This window comes from Nonomuraea sp. NPDC050310 (genome assembly GCF_040655795.1).
Classification (GTDB): Bacteria; Actinomycetota; Actinomycetes; order Streptosporangiales; family Streptosporangiaceae; genus Nonomuraea.
On record NZ_JBFAKP010000001.1, the window covers coordinates 54,668 to 77,659 of the forward strand.

Sequence of the window (22,992 nt, forward strand, 5' to 3'; positions counted from 1 at the left end):
CCGCTCTGCCGGCGACGCGACCGCAGCAGAGACCGGGTTTGCCAGGAAGGAGCCTCTGCCGGCCGAAGAACGGTAGCTGGCGCCCTTACTACGATGTCCGGATGCTGTCTGCCCCCTCCACCGCCGCAGACCCGGCACCGCCGCACCCCCGGCGCCTGGCCTGGCTGGACGCGCTGCGCGGGCTGGCCGCGATGGTGGTGGTCTTCGAGCACGCCCTCCAGCCGCTCTGGCCGGAAGCACGCACACCGATCAAGGCGGCCTTCGACCCCGGCTGGTACGGCGTGCTGGTCTTCTTCCTGGTCAGCGGCTACATCGTGCCCGCATCCCTGGAGCGCCGCGGGGACCTGCGAGCCTTCTGGATCTCGCGCTTCTTCCGCCTGTGGCCCCTGTTCTCCGTATGCGTCGTCGGCATGCTGCTCCTGGCGGCAGCGGGCTGGGACAGCCTGCACACCTGGTGGGACGGCCGCCCGGTAGCGCTGGCCCTGGCCCACGCGAGCATGCTCCAAAACCTGCTGTACGCGCCCAACCTGGCCAACGTGCTGTGGACCCTGTCCTACGAAATGGCCTTCTACCTGCTCCTGACCGCGATGTTCACCCTGGGCGTGCACCGCCGCAGCACCGCAGCCGCCCTCACGTTCACCGCAGCCGCCGCCCTGGGCGCCGGACTGCTCCCGGTCGCCCTCCTGTCATCCGGCGGAGCAGGCCGCATGCTCACCGTCGTGCTCGTCGTGACCACCGTGCTCGCCGTCGGCCTGACCGCAGTCCTGGCCGGCGCCAGGCGGATCCAGCAGTTGGGCGCAGTGCTCATCGCGGCCACGATCCTCCTGCTCCTGGCGGTCAACCAGAGCTACCCCGGCCCATGGCAGGGCCTGTTCATCCTGGCCACCATGTTCGCCGGCACCGCCCTGTACCGAGTCGAGTCCGGCCAGCTAAGCCGCCGACACCTCGCATGGGTGGCGCTGGTCCCGATAGCGGGCCTGTGGCTGTCCCGCGACGACCTGGGTGTAGAGGTGGCGATGGCGGCGGCCTGGCTGACCTTCGCCGCCGGAATGGCGCTGCGCCGCCGTACGATGCCGTCCTGGCTGGCGTGGCTGGGCCTGGTGTCCTACTCCATCTACCTGCTGCACCCGCTACTGCTGGAGAGCGTCGAGTTCTTCCTCCCGGACCCGCTTGCCGTACCGCTGGCTGTGCGCCTGACGCTGCTGGTCGCGGTATGTGCGGCGCTGCTCGGCCTGTGCGCGCTGACCTGGCGCTGGGTGGAACTCCCCGCCCAACAGCTAGGCAAGCGCCTGGCCGCCCGGCCCAGAGAAGCCATGAACGAAACCGAGCCGTACCTCTAGGAGAGCGCCACCCTTCACGCGGGCTACCACCTCCTCCTCGGCCGTGTCCCCATACATCCGGCCACCTGCCGTAGACAGAGCCAACTGGTTGGCAGCCGCCCCGGACACCCTGGCCACGCAGGTGACGTGGAGTGCCTCGTACAGACGCCCCAGAGCCCGCACCTCGAGCGAGGCCGCCTGGCCGGCGGCCCCATACCGCCGTACCGAGGAGAACCGCAGCCCGGCAGGATCAGCCGACTTCAAGAACAAAGAACAAAAAGCTCAGAAACCGCGCCCCGGTGATCTCCCGCAACTCCTCAGGAAACAGCTCCCGAGCCTCCGGCACAAACGGCGGCTCACTGATGACGCAGATCCGAAACCCGGCCGCCGCGAAGGCATCGGTCATCGCATGCAACGGCCGATCCCAGAAGCTCATCCGCGCCGTCTGCCCACCCATCGTCCATTCCTCGACCCGATTCCGAATCGCGAAGTACGTGGGCTTCTCCCCAGCCATGTGCTGCATGAGCGTGCTCATATAAGGATGATCGACCGAAACCAGCAACCTCCCCCCAGGCCGCAACACCCGCCGCATCTCCGCCAGCGTCGGCCCCCAGTCCTCCAGATAGTGCAGCACCAGCGACGCGACGACATCGTCGAACGCCCCGTCCTCAAACGGCAGCGGCCCAGCCAGATCCACGACCCGCAGATCCGCGTCGTCACCGAGCCGCCGCCGGGCCATCTCCAACATCCCGGCGCTCGCGTCGACCCCGCTCACGATGGCCCCCCGATCGCGCAGGGCAGCGAACAACGGCCCTGACCCGCACCCCGCATCAAGAATGCGCCTCCCGGCCACATCCCCGGCGAGCTCCAGCATCGCGGGCCGCTCGTAGTAGGCGTTGACGAGACTGGTCTCGTTCTCCGCCGTGTACCCCTCGGCGATGCGGTCGTAGTCGTTGACTCGCGACGAAGCTGCGGTCTCTATGTGCTTCTCGGGCGTAGCAGACATGCAGGCCATTCTGGCTCATGAGCCACAGACGCCACAGGTGTACGGCCTGAGGCCGCCACGTGCCCTCTGCGGGCGGTGTCTCAGCTCCACCCTCCCTCACTTGCCTGGTCACGCGCGAGCTGACCTTCACCGACCTGAAAGCGCAGCCCCTCCGCGGAAAGGCCCAAGGATGCCGCGAGATCCCAACCACCGCACGCCTGGATGAATCGGCTCTTTCCCCTGGTCAGACCCAAACCTGCGCACCTGCCCTAGCCGACCCCCAACCCCCGATCCCGCCCTATCGCCCCCCGGCCCTCGTCGCAACCTGCCTTCCGCGCCACCTCGCCAGAGCCCCGCCCCGCTCCCTCAGTTCCGGACCCCGCCCGCACGAGGACCACCGGACCTGAAAGCGGCCCGGTAAGACTGCGGCGTGACCCCGACGACACGCTTGAACCGCTCGCGAAAGGCGGTGGCCGAGCCGAACCCGGACTGCGCCGCGACCCGTTCCACGCCGTGATCAGTGCTCTCCAGCAGGAACTGCGCCCGGCGCACCCGGGCCCGCAGCAACCACTGCAGCGGCGTGGTGCCGGTCTGCTCACGGAAGCGCCGGCTGAACGTACGCTCGCCCAGTCCACTACGCGCCGCCAGCTCCGCCAGCGTGATCTCCTGCGCGAGGTGCTCCTCGATCCACACCAGCACCGGCTCCAGCAGCGACCCCCGCGGCACCGGCGGCAGGGCGTGCGTGATGAACTGCGCCTGCCCGCCCTCCCGTTCCAGCGGCACCACCGACAGCCGGGCGGAGTCGGCGGCCACGGCCGAGCCGAAGTCGCGGCGGATGAGGTGCAGGCACAGGTCCAGCCCCGCCGCCGCCCCGGCCGAGGTGAGGATCTGGCCGTTGTCGACGTACAGCACGTCCGGCCGTACGTCGATCAACGGATACGCCTCGGCCAGCCGCCGCGCCGCCGTCCAGTGAGTGGTGGCGCGCAGCCCGTCCAGCAGGCCGGCCGCGGCGAGGGTGAAGGCGCCCACGCAGATGGAGGCGATCCTGGTGCCGCCGGCCGCCGCCGCGCGCAGGGCCGCGAGCACCTCCGGGTCGGGTGGAGCGGCCGGTTCCGAGAGGCCGGGCACGATGACGGTGTCGGCCTCGCGCAACGCCTCCAGCCCGTGCGGGGCGACGATCGTGAACGCCTCGCTGCGCACCTGCGGCGTCCGCGCGCACACTCGGACCCGGTACGGCCGGCGCCCGTCGGCGAGGGTGGCCCGTCCGAACACCTCGACCGGCGTGGCCAGGTCGGCCGGCACCACGTGATCCTGGGCCAGGACGACGATCGTGTGCATAACGGACACCGTAGCGGCGCCTGAAGCAGTACGCCGGAGTTAACAAGACGACGACCTGGGACCCCTCGCCCGAGCCATGGCGGCCGGACGAAGCAAGGTGAGAGCCGACGCGCAGAAGAAGACCGGTGGCGGGAACCCGGAGGAAATTGTCGATTCAGCCCATGGGGCGCTGGAGGCAGCCGCCCTAATCTGGCGCCGCCCCCCTCTCCTTCTCCTTCACTTTTCGCAGAACGGTACGCCGCATCTCATGTCCATCTTCATGCCGATCCTGATCGGCCTGATCGCCGTCACCCTCATCTCCCTGATCCCCGAGCCGCACCGGCGCACGGTCAACGCCGTGATCGTGGCCGGCGCGGGCGCCGCCTACCTCAGCGGCGGGGGCCTCGGTTACGCGGAGTTCGTGCTGCCGATCGTCATGACGTACGTCGCCTACCGAGGGCTGACCAGCTATGCCTGGATCGGCGTCGGCTGGCTGCTGCACACCGTGTGGGACGTCATCCATCACCTCAAGGGCGCCCCGATCCTCCCCTTCGCCGAGCACTCCTCGTTCGGCTGCGCCATCTGCGACCCGGTGATCGCGCTGTGGTGCTTCGCGGGCGGCCCCTCCGTCATCGGCTGGCTCCGCGCCCGCTTCTCCCGCAAACCCTCGACCTCACCCACCTCCGACACCGCCACCTCCGGTACGGAGCCCACGCCCGCCGGACCGACCCCTGTCAGGTAGCCCTCCTGACCCCCGCTTACGCTTCACGATCTCGCGGTGCCAGCGCAGCCAGGGTTTCCCGTAGCCAGCCGATCTCGGTCCTGCTGGTCGCGGTGGCGATCGTGAACAGTCCCTTGCGGAACGGGTCGTCGAAGTCGGCGGCGCGCAAGGGCCGGTCGCCGTCCCAGAAGAAGCTGGCCGGTTCGGTGAGGAAGGTCAGTCGGCGCTGCAGCACTCGCGCCTGGAGCGCAGGTTCGTCGAGGTGGCGCAGGAACGCCAGCATCGTGAACCAGCGGTTCTCGTCGGTGATGAACGGCTCGTCCGGTTCGGCCAGCCGTCGCTGCAGCTCGGCGCGTCCGGCGTCGGTGAGGGTGAGGACGTGTCTGGGCGCGGCCTGAGCGCCGGGCTGCAGGTCGCGTTCGAGCAGGCCGTCGCGCTCCAGGCGTTTGATCGCCGGGTAGAGAGTGCCGTCGGCGATGGGCCGGACGTGGCCGGTCAGGGCGGCGACGCGTTTGCGCAGCTCGTACCCGTGGAGCGGCTCGTCGTAGAGGAACCCGAGGATCGACAGCTCAATCATGCCGCTACGATACATCGACGACTTAATACCTCGAAGGCGAGGTATATCGGAGGAGATGGTTATGAGGAGTGCGCAGGTGCTGCCGGACGGGAGCCGGATCCGCTGGGCCGAGGTGGACGGTCGCGAGCCGATCCGGGTCTATGTGCACGGGCTGGGCGCGGCGGCGGCGCCGTACTTCCTGGAAGCCGCGAGCAGGCCGGAGCTGGCCGGACACCGGAGCCTGTTCGTCGATCTGCTAGGGTTCGGGACCAGCGACCGGCCGACGACGTTCGGCTACAGCATGGAGGAGCACGCGGACGCGCTGGCGACCGCCTTGCGGGCGGCGGACGTGCGGGCCGCGCAAGTGGTCGCGCACAGCATGGGCGGGACGATCGCCGTGCACCTGGCCGAGCGGCACCCCGAACTGGTGGCCGACCTGGTGCTGGTGGACGCCAACCTGGACCCGATCAAGCCGACGCCGCAGCCGACCATCGCCAGCTACACCGAGGACGAGTTCGTACGGCACGGCTGGGACGAGACGTTGACCCGCGTCGGCCCGCACTGGGCAGCCACCATGAGGCTTGCCGGACGGGAGGCGCTGCACCGGAGCGCGATGCATCTCGTGCGGGCTGACGTGCGGGAACGGCTGCGGAAGCTGCCGATCCCGCGCGCCTACCTGTACCCGGCCGCGAGCGGCGACCTCACCGGGGCGGATGAGCTGACAGCCTCCGGGGTACGGCTGATCGCGATCCCGGACACCGGCCACAACATCATGATCGACAACGTGCAGGCGTTCGCCCGCGAGGTGAGCGGCCTGCTCACGAGAGCGAAGATCACTGTCTAGCAGCCGCAGAACAACAGTGCGGCGGTGGCCGCGCCGGAGGAGCACGCCGGCGCGACCGCCGCAGCGGTGGTGCGCGAGCTCGGCGCACCGACCACCGCGTACGGCAGGAGCCCGGCGCCGCGACTGAGCGGCCGGACGGCGTGGCACCAGCCGGCTACTTGAGATCGAGGACCGCCTTGCCGTGGAGGCGACGGTCGAGCAGGAGCTCGACCGGCTCGGAGTGGCGAGTCCAGGGGCCGCGCCAGCTGATGCCCGGGTCGAGGCGGCCTGCGGCGATCTCCCCGGCCAGCCAGGTCAGGTCCGCGGAAAAGTCGGTGGCGGGGTCGCCGAAGAGGAAGAAGGTGCGGATCGACCGGTCGTGCCGTCCTTCGGTGCCCAGCAGGGCCTCCGGTGACAGCACCGCGTCGGCCTCGGAGGAGCGGCCAACGCTGAAAAGGGTGCCGCCGGCCGACAGTGAGGCGAAGGCGTCGACGAGGAACTGCCCGCCCACGTTGTCGAGGACGGCCGACACGGGCTGCCGCACGGCGGCCGGCTCAGGGTGGACTTCGCGGGCGCCCAAGGCACGCAGCTCGTCCGCCTGGGCGGGGCTCCGGCTGATGGCCACGACGTCAGCGCCGGCGCGGGCGGCCAACTGGACGGCGTAGCGGCCGACGCCGCCGGAAGCGCCGATGACCATCACACGGCGACCGAGCAACGGCCCCATCCGGCGTAGCACGTGCAAGGCGCTCAGCCCGGCCACGGGAACGGTGCTCAACGCGCCGGGATCGGCGTCCCTTGGCGCGGTGCCCAGCAGGGCGGCGGGTACGGCACGCAACTCGGCCCAGCCGGCCTCCCCTCCGAGAGTGACAACCCTCTCTCCCTCGGCCGGACCCGAGCCGTCGGCGGCCGCCTGGACGACCACGCCGGCCGCGTCCCATCCGAGCACGGTGCCGTCCGGCAGCTCTGGACGGGTGGCCGCATGAACCTCGCCGAAGTTCAGCGAGACCGCCTCGACCCGCACGAGCGCCTCGTGGGCGGCGGGCTGCGGGGCAGGGACGTCCGTCAGCGACAAGTGTCCAGGTGAGGTGTGATCCACGACGAGTGCACGCACAGGAAGCTACCCTTCGATAAAGTGCCACAGTGTGGCGTTTGCTCCATTAGAGCATATGCGTGATTTGGTACAGTTGTGGTGATGACGATCGTTGAACAGCCCGCCACCCTGCGTGAACGCAAAAAGCTGCGTACTCGCCAGGCACTGATCGACACCGCCCTGACGCTCTTCGGCGAACACGGCTTCGACAACACCCCGCTGGATGCGCTGCTGGAGCAGGTGGAGGTGTCCCGGCGGACCTTCTTCCGCACCTTCCGCTCCAAGGAGGACGTCGCACTCACCGCCGTCAAGCAGCTCTGGGACACCTACCTGGAAGTCCTGGACGGCATCCAGAAGTCCGGGCCTCTGGCCGACGTCTTCCTCGCCGCCATGCTGACCGCTCTGGAGCGCATGGACGAGGACTGGTACCGGCGCTTCCCCCTCACCCTCCGGCTGATCGCCGACTCACCTGCACTCGACGGCTACACGCTGCGGTACTGCGCCGAAGTCCAAGCCAAGATCGCCGGCCTCGTTGACGGACAGAACCGTCTCGAACTGCGGCTCCTCATCGAGTTCTTCGTGGCCGCCTGGCGCTGCGCTCTGGACGAATGGCTGCCTGCCTGCACCCCGGGCGAACTGCCCACGCTCTTGCGCCGGACCTGCTCAACCATGAACGCCGCCCTCAGCCTGAAGGCATGAGCTCAGCCTGTACCCAGACGTGCTCACTCGCAGGAGCAGCGCCGTGGACTTCCCTGTACCCGCTGGCGAGCCACCTCTGATGACGCTTCGTAATCGTCCATTGTCAAAGGTCTCATGCGCATCTGCACGTAGGCGGCAGTCGGGCAGGATGGACAATACGAGACCTTCACACAGTGTGACGGAGAGATAGCGAGCTGGAACGGCTGCCTCCGAGCTCGCCAACACGCATCGCCCACGCTCGAACCGTGGTCCACCCAGATCGTCCGCAACCCGGCCGCCGCCGCTCCCTGGATGTCCGCGGTGAGGTCGTCGCCGACCATCCAGCCGCCGCCGCAGCGCTGGGCGGCGAGCTCGAAGAGGCGGGGGTCTGGTTTGCGGACGCCTTCCAGGCCGGATCGGCGTAGCCGTCGACCACGTCGACCGCGTCGATCAGGCCGGTCTGGCGGATCTTGCCGAGTTGGTTGTCCGCAGGCCCGTTGGTGACGATCGCCACCTTCCAGCCGACCGTACGCAGCCGGCGGTACTCGGCCCACAGGTCCGAGACGGAAGCCGACAGGCCGAACCGTTCCCGGACCTGGACGAAGAAGGCTTCCCGGTGCGGGTGGGGCTGTCACGGTCGAGGGCGATCAGGAGGGCCGTGGCATCCGGCCCTAATCCGCGTGCGGTCGAGAACTCCTCGGCCCACAGCAAGAACGCCGCGTCGAGGGCCAGGAGTGTGTTGTCGAGGTCGAGGAGCGCGAGTCGCTGCACACATCCATGATCACAAACACCCGTGGAACGGGCAGGCCCGGAGCTAGAGGTGACGTGAGATCACCAGCCGCTGGATCTGATTGGTCCCCTCGAAGATCTGCATGATCTCCGATTCGGGATTCGCTCACCTGGCGATTCTTCCTGATCAGCCCTCTGATCAGCGCGTATGCCTTTCAGCGTCTTCCGCCTTCTTCGGCTGCTTTGCGACCTCCCACAGAACAGCCACGGAGCAGACCGTTCGCCTCTAGAGGTCCACGCTGAACGGGATTCATGGCAGAGCGGTACAACGTTGATCGATGGCAAGCCGACCCGGAGCGCAGGGCCATCAAGGCCAGAGCACCGGAAGCGGCGCGGCAGCACTAGAGACACCCGCTTTAGGAGAGCGGCGGCTGACAGAAGCGTGGAAGAGGTCGGTACGTGACAAGGCGTCGCAGCCAGTTCTCGCCCGAGTTCAAGGCTGAGGCCGTCCACATAGTGCTGGAGAGCGAGCAGATGGTGGCGCCGGTGGAACGCGAGATCGGATGCGGGCACTCTGGACCAGCCGCGCGGCCCCACGGCCATGGCTGCCAAGCTGGATGAGCCGCCAGCATGGGATCACCGGCGTGGATGAAATCGGGGGGCGAGCCGGTATTCCGGTGCAAGGCCCGACAAAGACAAAGGAGGGCCGCGGCAGTTCCCTGAGTCAACCTCTTGCCGGAGTTCCTGGCCCTGTCTCGTCGGCTGAGGATGGCCGTCACTCCTCGCGCGTCAACGTTGTACGTCCTCGCTTCGCTGCGGGCGCACCACGTTGACCTGCTCCTCGTGGACGGCGGTGGGTGCTGTTGCCGAGGAGGGCAGGAAAATGGGGCCGGTTCCAGGATCGGGGGGCTGGGTGACGTCCCGCAGAGCGGTGTAGTTTCTCACCCGCTCAGCGCTGTTTGCCCAGGTGGGCAATGCACGACGAGATCGTTGATCCACCACTCGGCGGGACACTACCGTGCCGGGGGCTGTTGTCGGCGAACATCCTGGTCGGCTGGTCCCTGTTTGTCTCACTTGAGACTGGCCCAGAGGGATGGGCCTTCTCCTCAGCCGTTGTTTATGCAAGCAGCCCTTCAAGAAATGGACTCGGCTGACCCGCCCAGGTGATGGAGAGCGCTTCTCGAGCGCGAGTGGCAGCGACGAACAGCAGCGACCGCTCCCTCTGCAGATCACGCCTGTGGTCGAGATGGTCGACCGTCTCTGCTGTGACCGCGATACCAAGTGGGACATGCGCAGCATCGGCGCCGATAATGGCCACAGCACGGAACTCCAGCCCTTTGGCGCGATGCATGGTCATGGTCTGGACGCCTGGGGCCGAGGCCGGCTTCTGTCCGGACCTCACGAGCATGGCGGTGATTCCAGCGGCGTTGAGCGCATCGGCCGCAGCCGATGCCATCGCACCTGTCCGGGCGAAGACCGCGATCTCCTCAAGTGGGATCCCACGGTTATGCCAGGAACGGACCCTCTCGCCCAGCGCGGCCAGTTCGGCGGCCGTGGACAGGTATCCCTTGATATCCGGTTTCCCGCCGTGCAGCACCGATCGATACCCCTTCAGGGTCGCCGAACCCTCGTCGAGATCATCGGGAAGCTCGTCTCCGGAAAGCCTGAGCGCATCGGCGAGAATCTGCCGGGTGGTGCGGTAATTCAGTGTGAGCCGTTTCGAACGACCGCCGCGGACGTCGATGCCGAGCTTGCCGAGTGTCACCCGGTTGTCGTAGATCCGCTGGAACGTGTCACCGACGAGGAACATGTCGTCGGGGCCGGTGGGGACGAGGGCACGGAGCAGCTTCCAATGTGCGGAGTGCAGGTCCTGGGCTTCGTCGATGACGACATGCCGGTACGGCCGGTCCGTGTCGCTCCAGGTTGCGGCGACATCGCTGGCCTTGACCGCGGCCTGTTTAAACCCGATGGCCTTGTCCCGGTCCAGACGGCGCTCGAACTCCTGCACGAGCTTCCACACCTGGAGACGCTCAGCACGAGTGAGCCGCCGTCCGCGTCCGGATCGGCGCGCCGCAAAGTACTCGTCACGGGTGCGGATGTTCTGCGCGAGAATGACCTGTTCCCACTCGCCGATGAGGAAGAGCCGGTCGAAGGTCGTCTGACCGGAGGTGGCCACGACGTCGTCCCACCGGACGGCGATGGCGGCGTCACCGAGGACTTCAACCCCCGCCCACTGGGATTCCGAGTCCCGACGCAGCACATCGCGTACGACCTTGTCGATGTTGAGCACCTCGACCTTGCTGGTCAGCTCCGGCCCTCCGAGGTCGTCGAGAAGCCGCCCGAGCAGTTCGGAGAGGGCGTTCGTGTAGGTCGTCAGCAGGATCTTCTTCCCCGTGCCGGCCGGGATCCGATCGGCCAGCGTTTTGACCCTGTGCAGCGCGACGACGGTTTTTCCTGTGCCAGGGCCACCTGTGACCTTGACTGGGCCGTTGTAAGGCTTCGCCCGGTAGGCGATCTTCCTCTGTTCGGGGTGGAGGTAGACCCGCCACTCCGACATCGGCTTGAGTAGCATCCGCTCCAGTTCTTCGGTGTCATCGGTGACGACGGCGAATGTCTCGCGGGTCGCGGGCCGTTCCGCGGCGGCGCTGTAGTCCTCCGGATCGATCTCGTCCTCGGCTTTCGATCCCGCGACGATGTCCTCCCAGACCTGGTCGACGGTGTGGCCGTCGGCGAGCGCCAGCACCACCTGCGCGGCGAGTTTGGGAATGGTCTCGGTGATGCCGAGTAGCGCGTCCTCGCTGCGGATCTCACGGAGCACTGGGACGAGCGAGGCATTGACGCCGAGCTTCCCGAAGTCCGCATCTGAGATCGCGTCGAAGTAACCCGTGGTCGCGATTCCGGGGTCGGTGTCGCCACTGCGGACCAGAATCTCCCGGATGGCTCCGTGGTCCCAAAAGTCGACGCCACCGGTGACCTTGTTGATGTCCCAGACGATGCGGGCTGCGTAGGTGTACGCGTCGTCATGGGGTCTGATCGTCACCAAGTAGAACGTGTCGGCGGTAGGGCGGAACAACACGGCTCGGAAGTTGTCGTTGACCCGAGCCGTCCAGATCTCCTTGCTCAGCGCGCCCTGCGGTTGTTTGAGGTTCAGGCCGTTGCCATCGGGGTCCTTTCGGAGCTTCAGCATGAAGTCGATGACTCTCCGCTGGATCGTCGCGTCCAGACCCTGGTATGCCTTCTCAAAACTGTCCGCGAACAGGACATTGGCCTTAGCCACCGAGGCTCCTCAGTTCTTCGATGAGATTGGCAGGGTCAGGGACACGATCGGGCTCCACGTGGTGGACCCGCCACCCCGCAAGGCCGTAAGCTTCGTTTCTTTCTGGATCAACGTCCACCATGACGGCGATGCGCCTGTCGGGCCAGGCGAGCTCGGCCAGGAATGCCTCATCACCAAGCTCGTACCCCACCTGCGGCAGGGGCGCCTGTGCATGGGCGAGAGCACGGAGCATGCCTTCCAGTACCGACGAGGCAAGCTCCGCCACATCGGCCCAGGCCGGTGGTAGTTCCTGAGCATCGTCCTCTGCCACGACCGCGGAGAGCAGCGGCACCCGGTGCCAGTCGAGCATCCCGGTCTGGGATAGCGCGGTCTGCTCGAAGTAGCGGCGCGGGCCTGTGAGGAACTGGAGCAGGTTGGACCAGGCAAGCCATTCGGCCCAGCGGGCGCGATGGTCGTGCTCACCGAGCGCCTCCGGTTGATCGTCCAGGCAGGTGAACACCGACCATGCCCGCGGGTCCCTTCTGCCCGAGGAGCCGGGTCTGTCGTCGCGGAAGCCGATGATGCGGCAGCCTGTGGGAGTCGCGGCTTCCAGTACAACGACGTCATCCGTGCCCGAGGCCCCAGGTGCGTTCTTCTGCCCGGAGACCAAGTCGGGAAGGTGTGCTCCGATCTCGTTCCTGGACGACAGGGTGACCTTTCCGCTCCCGATCAGCCCACTCAGCAGCGCGACCGCGCGGTTCGCCCACTGCTCCGGTTCTGGGTTCTCCAAGAAGGCCAGGAGCGATTCCACGGGATTGAGCAGGGCGTCGTCCAGCTGGCCTGAGGAGGACTCGTCTTTCTGGCCCAGCTTCTGATACTGCGCGAGGGCGTTGTCGAGCCCCTGGCTTGTCAGGAGCACTGGCCGCTCCGCGCGGACATGGACCCCCTCGTCGACGGCCTTCGCCCAGGCCTTGACGTCATCCCAGGTGAGTTGCCAGACCCAGGTCCCTCCGTCTCGGAGAGACGACCTCTTCGCCGCGTCGACGGCGATTTCGTTGTTCTTCCGGCTCGCGTGGTAATCGAACCCGTCAAGGAAGACCGCCACCTTCGGTCCATTCTCGGTCTCGAACACATAGTCGGGCTCGCTGCGCACCGCAGCGTGTTCGACGACGTGGTCACGCATTCGCCAGCGGACCGCCTCACCGTGCCGCGGTTTGAGTTTCAGCTCGAACTCGACGCCGCGTGACCCTGCCCGGGGGACAAGAGAGAACCGGTCCCGCTCGGCCTTGTCCTCCTGCGCCTTGTCCGCCTTGATCCGCAGGGTCTCGACGAACAACCGCTCCAGCTCGCTGTCTGCCAGCGCATCGAGCGAGATGTCAGCCAGCGTGTCAACCGGCTCGACGTCCCACCCTTCGACGAGATCAGACAGGAGCTCGATCGCCGTATCCTTGGAGACCAGTTCGTACTCGTCGGGCCGGACGAACGGGAGCAGGCACCGGTGGCAGGGCTGCCGGTCCTCCTTGCCGCACGGGCAGGCGCGCATGTGCGCCAGGGAGAGGGACAGTACCCGGTGCATCGTGTCCTCGTCGGCCAGGTGCTCCACGTAACCGGTGCCGCCGGGCATGATGTCGTGCAGCACCAGGAACCGGCGCGGCACGTCCCGGTCCTCACCCGGCATGGTCGCCACAACCACGTCGAGGTGGTCCGGTTCTCCGCCGAAGTGCTTGGTGACACCGAGCAGCAGTGCGGCTCTGAAGGACACCAGTCGTCTGGGCACCAGTGTCGTGGAGAACGGCAGGAGTACCCGGAGCGCCTGCGTCCGCAGCTCATACCCAGTCATGAGCCTGATGGTCCGCTCCTTGAGCACTCCCTTGTCCCGCTGTGGGCACCAGCGGGAGTGCCGGGTGCCGATCCGCTTCGCCTCCCGGTCGTACGCGGCGGGGTGGACGCCCTGCACGGCGCCACAGTGGGGGCAGGCGAGGAACCCGGGGGTGGTGACCTGCTCACCTGCGACGGCGAAGTCTGCGCCGGCCACCCCACGAGGGCCGAAGTTGATCCGCCGGATCACCGCCTCCCGGGCGAACTCGACGCCGAAGAACCGGCCTGTCTTCCATGCTCGTAGTCCCTGTGGCTGCGCCGGGTCGATGTCGACGAGTGTGAACTCCTCATAATGTTGCCGTTCGCGTTCATCGCGCTCGTCGGTGACACGGGCGTCCTCCCGCCGCTCGCGGGCGTAGGTCCGCTCCGGGCGCAGGACTTTCAGTCCGGAGGCCGCCGGATCGGAGATCCCGCCATCACCGCAGCGCGGGCACCGGTCGATTGGGGCCTGCTCCGCGTCGGGCTGCACGTATCCGCAGCCGCGGCAGAACCTCCACGCCGTGTAAGCCTCGTGCCTCGCGGTCCCGATGTCCAGTACGTCCACGATGTACTTGGATCCGGCCGCGTAGAAGGTGTTGCCGGGCGCGAACTCCGTCAGCGCGTATCTGGGCGCCCGGCCGTACTCGGCCTTCTCCTCCTGGTACTCGCCGTCGGCATCCCGCCACCACAGCGACGCCTCCAGCCAGCCTGCGTCGTCGTGCAGTGTGTAGTTGGGCAGTAGGCCCAGCCGCACGAGAGCGTTGAGGGAGTTCTCTTTCACCAGGTCGTCCAGACGCCGGCGTACCGCGCGCAGTTCGGCAAAGAGGGCCCGCCTGTCCTCCTGCCTGTCGCGCTCGGTGGTGTGCATCGGGATGGCGTCGAAGGCCTTATTGATGGCGGCCAGGCGCTGCTGCAGTTCTTCACGGCGCCGCCGCCACGCCTGGACGGCCTTGCCGACCTCGGTGTGAATGCCCCCGGCGGCGAAACGGCGCACCGCCTGTTGTGCGGGCCCGTCGTCGGCGGTCTTGTCCGGGAACCGGCGAAGGAACACCGCGTCCATCTCGGGGAAGAGCGCGATGAAGGCGGTGGACAGTTCCTCGTGCCGGGCGACCGACACCTCCAGCAGGCGGCGTAGCCACCCGTCCGCGTCGTCTAGGCCGGCTTGGAACAGCTCACCGATCCATCGGGGCCGCGGCCGGGAGGGCATTGAGGTGCCTTGCCACAGCGAGCCGTCGGCGGCACGGTCGAAGAGGTAGGCGAAGTAGTGCCGCTGCAGGATCTCGACGGCGTCCAGGTAGCAGGCCGGAGGGACGATCCGCCCGGCCAGCATCGCCGTCGGCCGGTGCAGATAGTAATGGTTGCGCGCGTCGCGCGGCACGAATGTGGTCACCAGCGCGTTGCCGGTGGCACGGCCGGCGCGGCCAATCCGCTGGGCGTACTGCGCCGGGCCGGGCGGCACGGAAGTGAGCAGCACCGCCGACAGATCGCCGATGTCGATGCCCAACTCCAGCGTGGGCGTACAGGCCAGCACATTCGGGTCGTACGGGTGGGGCCGGTCCTTGAACGCCTTCTCGACCCGCTCACGGTCCCGCCGCGACAGCGCCCCGGTGTGCTCTGCGGTGAATACGTTGCCCGGACGGTCGCGGTGGTATAGCCGGCGATAGAAGTCGTCACGCGCCTCGGGTCGTGGGTCGGCTTCGAATCGACCGTCACAGTGAAACCGCAGGCATGGCATGCCCACCCAGGCGTCCAGTTCGTCGGGGGGGATGGTCTGCTGCCAGGTGCACGTTCGGCAGCGCACTCCGCACTCGGCGACTACCTCGTCAGCGTCCGCGCCGACTAGTGGATACACCAGGACCCGCCGAGGGGCGAGCGCGTACACGGTCCCGCCGTTCTCGGTTCGGTACTCGTCGACGATGTCCTGCAACGCGAGGATGCGCAGCGCCCGCCGGTTCAGCTGGGCCGCCTCCTCGGCACTGCCCGCGACCGTCCGTTGCGCCCAGTCGGTCAGCCAGGTGGCGGTCTGCCGCTTAGCGAGTGTGTCGAATCCGGTAGCGCCATGTCCTCCGTCGACGAAGAAGAGGGGTCTGGCGACCCCGTCGGGAAAGGCGGGCATGCCGGTCTCCCGGCCGCCCCAGATTGGCCAGCGCCGCGTCCCGGACTGCTCGATGTACCTGCGCAGCCATGGATGGTAGAGCCCGCCCCTAATTCGGAGCCGTTCCAGCAGACCACGCGCGTAAATGACATAGGCCTCCGGATCGTCCTGCAGCGTTACCTTTCCCGGGATATGGCCGTGCGCCTCTCGCAGCAGCGCGCCCAGCGCGTCTAGGTCTGGAATTTCGACTTGGGCTGCCGCCGTACGGGTCAACTCCAGCGTGCGGCCGAGCCGTGAGCGCAGACCAAACTCCAACTGGGTGGCGAAGATAAGCCGATCCTGGAGCATGTCCATCGCCGCCTGCACCGGCTCGCCCTCCAGCAACCGGAACATCTCGGGCAGCCGCCGCAGGTCCGGCGGGATCAGCGAGGCGAGCCGTTCGGTCATGCCGACGTTCGCGTGCTCCTTCACCACGGACTCGGCCGCGTCCAGCGCCAGCGCGTGTACGGCCGTCGTCCCCGAGGCCGAAAGGGCGGCCGTCAGCAGTCCGCGGAAGGTGAACGAGAATGACCGGTGCGCGATGAACCCGGCTCGGTGGGTGGCGTCCTGCACCGAGTCGGTGAAAGCCAGGAGTTTGCGTTCCTGTCCTCCCAGGTGTCGTTCGGAGAAGAGCTGCGTGGTCGTCACCGATGCGAGTGTCGCCGTGCCGGCGCCCAAAAAGCGCATCCCGTCGTCGAGGCCGCAGGATGGGCACGTGTCGCCGCCCTTCTTGATCGGTCCCTCCTCGGTGATGACCGGCACAGTCCGGCTGTTCGGGTTGCGTTCTAATCGACGGCCCTCGGCGTCGAGGTGGAGGATGTGCGGCTCGTGGGTGGAGGCGCGGAGCATCCACCGCACCTTGCCCTCGCGCCGAGCCGCCGCCCGGTAGATCTCCAGCGGCCGGGTCTTGAGCTCCTGCCAGTCCATGGCCGCGTCCTTAGAGAGCGCCGCCCATCCGGACCTCCCGCAGTTGCGGCAGTACACGGCCGGGAGATGGCAGCGGAGTGGAGCGGGGGGAAGAGCCTCAATGTCGGTGTCGGCGTCGCTGTCTTCGGCTGCGGCGTCGCGCTCGCGCGACCGGTAGACCGCGAGGTTCAACCGGTTGGGTTTGCTGTCACCGGTCGGGCCGTCATCGTCGAACCAGCGGAAATGGGGCTCAGGGGTCGCCGCGCGGATCACTCGGGTGATCTCGCGAACCCAGATCTGAGCCTCGACCTTCAGCAGCGGCGAGCCGTCAGACTTCTGCGCCTTGGAGACCAGGGCGAGGAGCCGCAACAGCGCAGGGCCGAAGGATGGCTTGGGTGTGCCGTCACGCCGTGCCGCCCACGCCGGTCCGCCGCCGTGCACCGCAAACGGCTTGGCTATCTGTTCAATGGTCATCGGGGCGTCGGACGCCGACTCTAAAAGCGCCTTCACCAGGATGTGGCTGCGGAGCTTGTTCCCCAGTTCCACCGGGTCGCCGGTGCCGACTCCGACCGTCAGCATGGCGATCTCGTCGAGGTCGCGTTCGCTGCCGAGCGGGTCGGAGATTCTCGCCAGTTCGTCCGGGGTGGGGAACGGGAGCTCGAAGTCGATGTCGGGGCAGAATTCCGCCGGGGTGAGCCGCTCCTCGCCGATCAGCGAGTCCTCGACGAACGGCGTCCCGAACACGCTTGTCGCGAACCTCAGCAGCTTGTCCTGGTCACTCTCGGCCGCCTGCTCGGCGAAACCGACGTCCGCCGCGTGGTCACTGGCGAGCGTCGCGGAGGTGGCCACCGGCGTGATCCGACCCAGGGGCCGGCCCGGTTCGTTCATCCCGGTCGCCGCGCCCAGGCGGCGCAGCAGCATCGCCACGTCGGTTCCCTGGGCGCCGTCGTAGGTGTGGAATTCGTCAAGCACCACGTACTGCAGAGTGCGGTTCCGCCACAGGACAAGATCCGGAACCCGCTGCAGGAGCAGGTCCAGCATCTTGTAGTTCGTGAGCAGGATGTCCGGTGGGTTGGCCCGGATCTCCTCCCGGTCGCGCAGCAACCGGACCGACTCATGGTCGGTAAGGTTCGACGAGCCGTAGTCCCGGGCAAACTCACCGGGGTTCTCGTCACCGGAGTCGTTCCCGCCCTGCTTGTCTCGTCCGCCGGGGCGGCCGCCGATGTAGATCCCGGCGGTCACCTCGGCGAGTCGGGCGTCGCGGCTGAGCAGGTCGTTGATCCGGCGGGCTTGGTCGTCGGCAAGCGCGTTCATCGGGTAAAGCAGCAGGGCCTTGACGCCCTTCCGGTCGTGCATGCGAACGCAGTGGTCGATGATAGGGATAAGGAACGACTCGGTCTTACCGGACCCGGTCCCGGTCGTTACGATCGTCGGCCTAGGCACCTGCCCCTTGGAAGAGAGCCGCATCCATGCCAGCTCCTGGTGCCGGAACGGCGCGAAATTTTCCGGGTACCAGTCGAGAGCCTTTTCATAGGCGCCCGCGGCGGGCCTGAAGCCAGCTCTAACCCTCAAGTACGGCCCACGGAACACACCGTTCTTCTCGTCATTGAGGAAGCGTTCCAGCTCAGTGCGGACATCGTCGTCGGCGAGCGCGAATGAGGTCGTGAGGTACTGGATGAGGCTCTTCATGAGGTCCTCGACCGCGAGTGAGGGGATCATGGCCCGGTCACCTCGGGATACTCGCCCGCCTCCAGACGGCGCTGGAACTCCTTGTAGGCACGAGTCATCTCCTTCTCCCTGTCAGGCATGACCCACCCGTTTGGAATCACGGGCGATTCGGACTCCCCAAGCTTGAAGGCCCTCCACTTCTTTGCCACTTCTCCCTCCGCTGCGGTCTGCGCCGCCCCGCTAGGGGCAGCTTCAGCCGCTACCGCATGACCATCGCCACCGAAAAGAAGACCCTGCTCGTACCGCCTCATGAGCCCAAATTGAGTCCGATACATCGTGCATAGATCTTCTATCTTAAGACGGAGCATCATTGAGACAATAACGTCAATCTCCAGGCACGCCAATCGACGATGGAAATCGACTCGAAGAGGGGTATCTCCAGCCCAGGAGTCGCTAACATCTCCGAGCCCAACACCAAATGGATCTTCCTGTGTCCAAGAATCCTTGGTCCATGCAGGATCGAATAACGATTCCCACAGTGGGGAATAGTCGACGGTGAGGCAGTTGAGACGCATCACCCTAAGCTTCAGTGGACGAGTTAGCCTTAAGTCGACAGGCAAGGGAAGCCTGTCAATTTCAGCTTTAGTAATATGCTCGACACCGGACACTCGAAGCATAAAGTCGTAGGGCATCGACGAGAGTAGGCCAGCAAGGAGAACGCTGTCTTCATCAGTTGATGCTGCAAGAGAACGACACATGTGAACATGGCTCACATGCGGAGGCAGGAGTGCGGGAGAAAGGGTTCTTTCCATATTTACGTCAACGAATTCTCGTATCAAAACACGCCATGCGCACCACATGTCAGGCCGCCCCTCGGCTGCGTGGCTTTTGCGCGCTGCGGTAGGATCCAGTAATTCGAAGTTGGTTCGAGGCGTGAAATATTCCTCGATTCTACTCATGTCGACTTTGAAATAGTCTCGGTGATTCTTTCCGAGCGCCCCTGGCTCCTTTGCGAAAGGGTTAGCGATTCCAATGAATGGAGACTGAAATACGACTTTCCTCAAAGATCTTGGACGATGAGTCCGCTTTCTAATGTACCCCTTGGTCTTGGCGGAGGTCTCAGTGAATCCGCTGCTGGCCGAAAGGCCAAGATCTCCACATCGCCTGGAATGAGAGGTAATCTCCTCAATCATTCTCGCATCGAAGGTTGATATAGGGCGCAACAGCCCGGGACTCGTTTTCTGCCAATCCAAACCTAGAAATCTGCTCCAGACGGAGAGGACGTGGCCGTCCACGGTAACCCGTCGCTCAGGGTGAGGTCTGCGATCCCAGTTCCCATTGAGGAGTTTAACCCCGGGAAGCTCCCCGCCTTCGTCGCCACTGAAAGATCCATCCAGCGTCTGTGCTAAATGAATTCCCGAGACATGCACAAAACTGACAGCCCTCGGAGTCCCGTAAACATTGATTGAGAATTCTTCCGTATTCCCAAGGTCTTCAAACAGATATGCCTGGTTAACGAAAGCAAAGTGCCTCCGCAGTCGCCTGTAGCATAGATCTCTATAGGTTGACCCGGAAACTCCCTCTATGTGGCCATCTTGGTGAATAAGTGCAACGATTCCCGGCTGTAGAGAATTTCGCCTCGTCAGCTCAATAAAGGAGAGATACAAATTGGCCTGATCTTCTTCTAGATCTGGCCACAAGCACCTATCATTAATGAACCTTCTGATCGCCTCATTGCCTCCCAGGTCCATCAAGAATTCTCTTCTGATATTCGGGGTTGCGAGCAACAGCCTTCGCAGCGAGATAAAATCTGACGAACCTTTAGACATTTCTAGAGAGGCATGCGGTTCATATTCCGCCAGGAACTGAGATTCGGTCCACTCCGGCCTTCTCCATGGGGGATTACCCACTTGGAGGTGGAAGCCGCCCTTGGCGAAGACCTGGGCGAATTCGAGCTCCCAGTGAAAGAAGCCCTCCCGCTTGGCTATCTCGTTCAGAACCGCCCACCATGCGAACCGTTCGTCAACGGCGATCTCCGCGATGGGCTTGCATCGGGCGATGAACCGGTCCTGAGCGTCCTCCTCCGCTCGCGAGGCGAACCCGGGGGCCGGAGTGAACAGCCCGTAGACGTCGTCGATGTGCGCATTGCCCTTCTTCCCGCGCGACTTCGCCTTCTCGGGCTGGATGCCGAGGACGGCCTCGCAGAAGTCGAGCCACTGGCCGAGCGTCGGCGGCGCGACGTCGAGGTCCTGGCCGACTGGCCAGAACCAGAGGGCGCACCAGGCGTCCATCACGGTCTTCAGCCGGTTGTACGGTGACTCCCAGTCCTCGTACAGCGCTCTCACGACTTCGTCGCGGGTTACCGTGCCGGAGGCCGGTGCGGGTAGCGCACAGTCCTCGGGTCCGAGCCCCCAGATGGGGATCCGCCGCCGGATCTCGTCCTCCGAGGCAGCGATGCGCTTGCGGGTCAGCTCCCAGAGCCTCTCCACTCGCTGGGCCAGCGCGGTCAGCCGTCTCAGCGCCGCCGCGTCGCCGATGGAGCACCGGATCTTCCTCCGCCACTCCATCACCTCCGCCCGCTCGTCCGGGGCGAGTTCCTTAGCCTGGTTCGCGTCGACGACCGCGCCCCAGCCCTCGGCCGGCAGCAGGAAGTGGTGGACCTCGCTTTCGGCGAGTCGGTCGATCACCTCGTTGGGGTCGTCCTCGTTGGTCAGGTCGCAGGTGAGAGCCCGATCGAGTGGCGGAGTCGTTCGCCAGACGCCGCTCTTGAGCTGGTCGACGTGGTAAACGGCCCGACGAGCGCCGATCAGCGAGTTGCCCCGCCGCAGATGCAGGCCGAACCAGGGCGCTTCGAGACCGTGGTGCATGACGTTGAGCCAGATTGAGACCTCGGCGAGCTCGACGGCGGTGGCGTTAAGGTCGACCCCGTAGCAGTTGTGTAGCGCGATATAGGCCTTGACCCTCTGCTTCTCCCGCTCCAACTCCTCGGGCAGCAGCTTGACGCCCTTTCTTTCCTGCGCAAGCCGCATATAGCGGTCGGCCAGCTGGTTGATGGCCTCGTTGAGGAACGCTCCTGAGCCCAGCGCCGGCTCGCAGATGGTGATGTCGAGGATGTGCCGCGGATCGGTTGTCTCGGTGAGCAGTTCCTCTAGGGCGTGCCGCACGGTGCACTCGGTGAGGACTTCGGGTGTGTAGTAAGAGGCCGATCGCTGCCGCTCGCGGCCGGAGAGCCGATAGACGAACGAGCCCTTCTCATGGACGATCGGTTTTGGTTCACCGGTGATCGGGTCAGGGCGCTTGACGATGTACTTGGCGTACCGGCTCGACTCCCGGGTCGGGACGATCCAGGTGCCCTTCGACGGGTCGGGCCTCTCCTTCTCCTCTCCGCCTCCGGCGCGGCCCGCGGCTTTCACCGTCTGGGCGACCTCGTTCACATCCTCAGGAGCGAAGAACCCCGTGTAGGACATCAGCCCTTCGTAGACGGCGCCGAGCTGGTTGATACCGAGCTGAGCGTAGGAGATGAATCCGCGTTGGCCGTTCTTCCTACCCCGCCGGGACTCCGGGCTGAGCATGAGCATGTTGAGCACTCGCCAGAGGCACTTGTTCCGCAGTCGAGTGTCCACTAGCTTCTCGCCGACCCGGATATGCTCCCCTATGAGCGGTGTGCTGCCAGGATCGAACAGGGTTGACTTCAACGCCTCGAAGCGGATGCCCTCGCGGCCGAGGGCGATCTCGTTCCCATCCTCGTCGAGGACCAGCCCCGTCGTAGCGGGCGGCTCATACCCCTGGTCGACGAGGGAGAAGAGCAGCGCCAGGGAGTTGTGTAGGTAGAGCCCGTGCTCGGACTCTTCAGGCAAGTCGTAGCTGACGGTCTCGCCGAGCCGCGCCAGGCCATACCCCTCCTTGTACGCCTCGCTCTTGCTTGGCAGGATGCCGAGCTCAGGCCGGGCTTCGGCGTACAACAGAAAGAGGATTCGGTAGAGATACCGCAAGGACTGCTCGGTGAGCCGTCGGGCGAGGTCGTCGCCGAGGTCCTCGTGGTCGGCTCCCTGCTCGCGGACCCGGTCGAGGATCTCCTGCGCGATCAGCTCTACCGAATGGCGCAGTGCTTCGCGCAGTTCCTTGGAGACGCTTACCGCGTGCTTGCGCCCATTGCCAACCAGATCGGCGAGGACGCTCTGCCCGTCATAAGTGATCAGGGACTCCGCGCCGAACAACGCGGCAACCGTTTCCAGCTCCCCGCCCGGCCTGTCGTCCTGGGCGTGCAGCGCCTGGCTCAGGTCGACCGCCAAGTATCCACCCGGCCAGGCCTTACTGTCGGCGAGAAGGACGACGTTGCCTGCGAGCAGCAGTACGTAGCGGGGTGCTTCCTCGCAGCCGAAGAGGAACTCGACGGCCTTGCCCGCGTGGTCGATCTCCTCGCTGCCGTCGAGCCGGATGGGGGTGAGAAGGCGGCATCCGCCGTCCTTGTCGAGGATCCCCTCCGGGTCGGTGGCCCAGGTGGCGTCGAACGCGACGAGTTCAAGCCCGGACGGGCCGGTCACCGCTAGTGCTACTGGCACCTGACGTGGCTGATCGAGGAAGACGAGGTCCAGGTCCGCCCGGCGTAGCCAGCCTTCAGGGTCACCGTCCGGCGCGGCGAAGCACAGGGCCCGGAGGATCTCGTCATTCAGCTCTCGGACCTGTTCGGTGACCAACGGGTCGCGCAGCGCGTCGATGCCTGGGTTCTCTCCGAGCCGTTCGGTGATCTGGGTACGGCGCTCGAAGAACCGCTTGCCGAACCCCTTGAGGCCCTGTGCCGAGCTGAACGGGCCGGGAGCCGAATTCTCCGCCCCGGTCTTCTCAGCTTGGCGCCAGCGCTTGCGGAGACCCTCAAGGTCGTTCTTTAGTAGGGCGGCCAGGTAGTGCGAGGAGATGTACTCGCCCTGGTTGACGATCGACTTGAACGTCATG

12 protein-coding genes are annotated in these 22,992 nt (G+C 66.2%); 4 read left to right on the forward strand and 8 right to left on the reverse strand.

Annotation, left to right across the window (positions count from 1 at the left end):
- Positions 1 to 101 precede the first annotated feature (101 nt).
- On the forward strand, positions 102 to 1,340 hold the full coding sequence (locus AB0I67_RS00310) for an acyltransferase (protein ID WP_357915176.1): 1,239 nt from the start codon (positions 102 to 104) through the stop codon (positions 1,338 to 1,340).
- Between the two features lie 229 nt (positions 1,341 to 1,569).
- On the opposite strand, the gene AB0I67_RS00315 is transcribed toward AB0I67_RS00310, so the two are convergent.
- Entirely contained in the window at positions 1,570 to 2,334 is a 765-nt protein-coding gene (locus tag AB0I67_RS00315) for a class I SAM-dependent methyltransferase (RefSeq protein ID WP_357915179.1), read from the reverse strand.
- Between the two features lie 336 nt (positions 2,335 to 2,670).
- A complete protein-coding gene (locus AB0I67_RS00320; protein ID WP_357915182.1) occupies positions 2,671 to 3,642 on the reverse strand; it encodes a helix-turn-helix domain-containing protein in 972 nt (323 codons plus the stop codon).
- Between the two features lie 247 nt (positions 3,643 to 3,889).
- Here AB0I67_RS00320 and AB0I67_RS00325 point away from each other — a divergent pair, with 247 nt between their 5' ends.
- Positions 3,890 to 4,363 (forward strand): DUF6010 family protein, encoded by a 474-nt coding sequence (locus tag AB0I67_RS00325; RefSeq protein ID WP_357915185.1) that lies wholly within the window; start codon positions 3,890 to 3,892, stop codon positions 4,361 to 4,363.
- Between the two features lie 16 nt (positions 4,364 to 4,379).
- Here the strand turns inward: AB0I67_RS00325 and AB0I67_RS00330 are convergent, their stop codons facing one another.
- A complete protein-coding gene (locus AB0I67_RS00330) occupies positions 4,380 to 4,919 on the reverse strand; it encodes a PadR family transcriptional regulator (protein ID WP_357915188.1) in 540 nt (179 codons plus the stop codon).
- A 61-nt stretch (positions 4,920 to 4,980) separates the two neighbouring features.
- Between AB0I67_RS00330 and AB0I67_RS00335 the strand changes: the two genes are divergently transcribed.
- Complete coding sequence (locus AB0I67_RS00335) at positions 4,981 to 5,742, forward strand: alpha/beta hydrolase (protein ID WP_357915191.1); 762 nt, start codon at positions 4,981 to 4,983, stop codon at positions 5,740 to 5,742.
- Between the two features lie 154 nt (positions 5,743 to 5,896).
- Here the strand turns inward: AB0I67_RS00335 and AB0I67_RS00340 are convergent, their stop codons facing one another.
- Complete coding sequence (locus AB0I67_RS00340) at positions 5,897 to 6,793, reverse strand: zinc-binding dehydrogenase (protein WP_357915194.1); 897 nt, start codon at positions 6,791 to 6,793, stop codon at positions 5,897 to 5,899.
- Positions 6,794 to 6,913: 120 nt separating this feature from the next.
- Here AB0I67_RS00340 and AB0I67_RS00345 point away from each other — a divergent pair, with 120 nt between their 5' ends.
- On the forward strand, positions 6,914 to 7,510 hold the full coding sequence (locus tag AB0I67_RS00345; RefSeq protein WP_357918311.1) for a TetR family transcriptional regulator: 597 nt from the start codon (positions 6,914 to 6,916) through the stop codon (positions 7,508 to 7,510).
- 23 nt (positions 7,511 to 7,533) lie between these two features.
- Here AB0I67_RS00345 and AB0I67_RS00350 read toward each other — a convergent pair whose 3' ends face one another.
- The 4 genes from AB0I67_RS00350 to AB0I67_RS00365 all read right to left on the reverse strand — a co-directional run bounded on the left by AB0I67_RS00350 (position 7,534) and on the right by AB0I67_RS00365 (position 22,991).
- A complete protein-coding gene (locus AB0I67_RS00350; protein WP_357915197.1) occupies positions 7,534 to 8,124 on the reverse strand; it encodes an HAD family hydrolase in 591 nt (196 codons plus the stop codon).
- A gap of 1,211 nt (positions 8,125 to 9,335) precedes the next feature.
- Positions 9,336 to 11,495 carry a UvrD-helicase domain-containing protein gene (locus AB0I67_RS00355; protein WP_357915200.1) on the reverse strand — a complete coding sequence of 720 codons (2,160 nt, stop codon included), beginning with the start codon at positions 11,493 to 11,495 and terminating at the stop codon, positions 9,336 to 9,338.
- Positions 11,488 to 18,090, reverse strand: coding sequence for a DEAD/DEAH box helicase (locus AB0I67_RS00360; RefSeq protein ID WP_357915203.1), 6,603 nt, complete (start codon positions 18,088 to 18,090; stop codon positions 11,488 to 11,490). The genes AB0I67_RS00355 and AB0I67_RS00360 overlap by 8 nt, the downstream gene beginning before the upstream one ends.
- On the reverse strand, positions 18,087 to 22,991 hold the full coding sequence (locus AB0I67_RS00365; protein WP_357915206.1) for a DNA methyltransferase: 4,905 nt from the start codon (positions 22,989 to 22,991) through the stop codon (positions 18,087 to 18,089). The genes AB0I67_RS00360 and AB0I67_RS00365 overlap by 4 nt, the downstream gene beginning before the upstream one ends.
- Position 22,992: the final 1 nt, after the last annotated feature.

Bases quoted from the DNA above. Each gene is read 5' to 3' on its own strand.
- AB0I67_RS00325 (WP_357915185.1), top strand. From the start codon at position 3,890: ATGTCCATCTTCATGCCGATCCTGATCGGCCTGATCGCCGTCACCCTC.
- AB0I67_RS00345 (WP_357918311.1), top strand. From the start codon at position 6,914: ATGACGATCGTTGAACAGCCCGCCACCCTGCGTGAACGCAAAAAGCTG.
- AB0I67_RS00365 (WP_357915206.1), bottom strand. From the start codon at position 22,991: ATGACGTTCAAGTCGATCGTCAACCAGGGCGAGTACATCTCCTCGCAC.
- AB0I67_RS00330 (WP_357915188.1), bottom strand. From the start codon at position 4,919: ATGATTGAGCTGTCGATCCTCGGGTTCCTCTACGACGAGCCGCTCCAC.
- AB0I67_RS00335 (WP_357915191.1), top strand. From the start codon at position 4,981: ATGAGGAGTGCGCAGGTGCTGCCGGACGGGAGCCGGATCCGCTGGGCC.
- AB0I67_RS00360 (WP_357915203.1), bottom strand. From the start codon at position 18,090: ATGATCCCCTCACTCGCGGTCGAGGACCTCATGAAGAGCCTCATCCAG.
- AB0I67_RS00310 (WP_357915176.1), top strand. From the start codon at position 102: ATGCTGTCTGCCCCCTCCACCGCCGCAGACCCGGCACCGCCGCACCCC.
- AB0I67_RS00315 (WP_357915179.1), bottom strand. From the start codon at position 2,334: ATGGCCTGCATGTCTGCTACGCCCGAGAAGCACATAGAGACCGCAGCT.
- AB0I67_RS00320 (WP_357915182.1), bottom strand. From the start codon at position 3,642: ATGCACACGATCGTCGTCCTGGCCCAGGATCACGTGGTGCCGGCCGAC.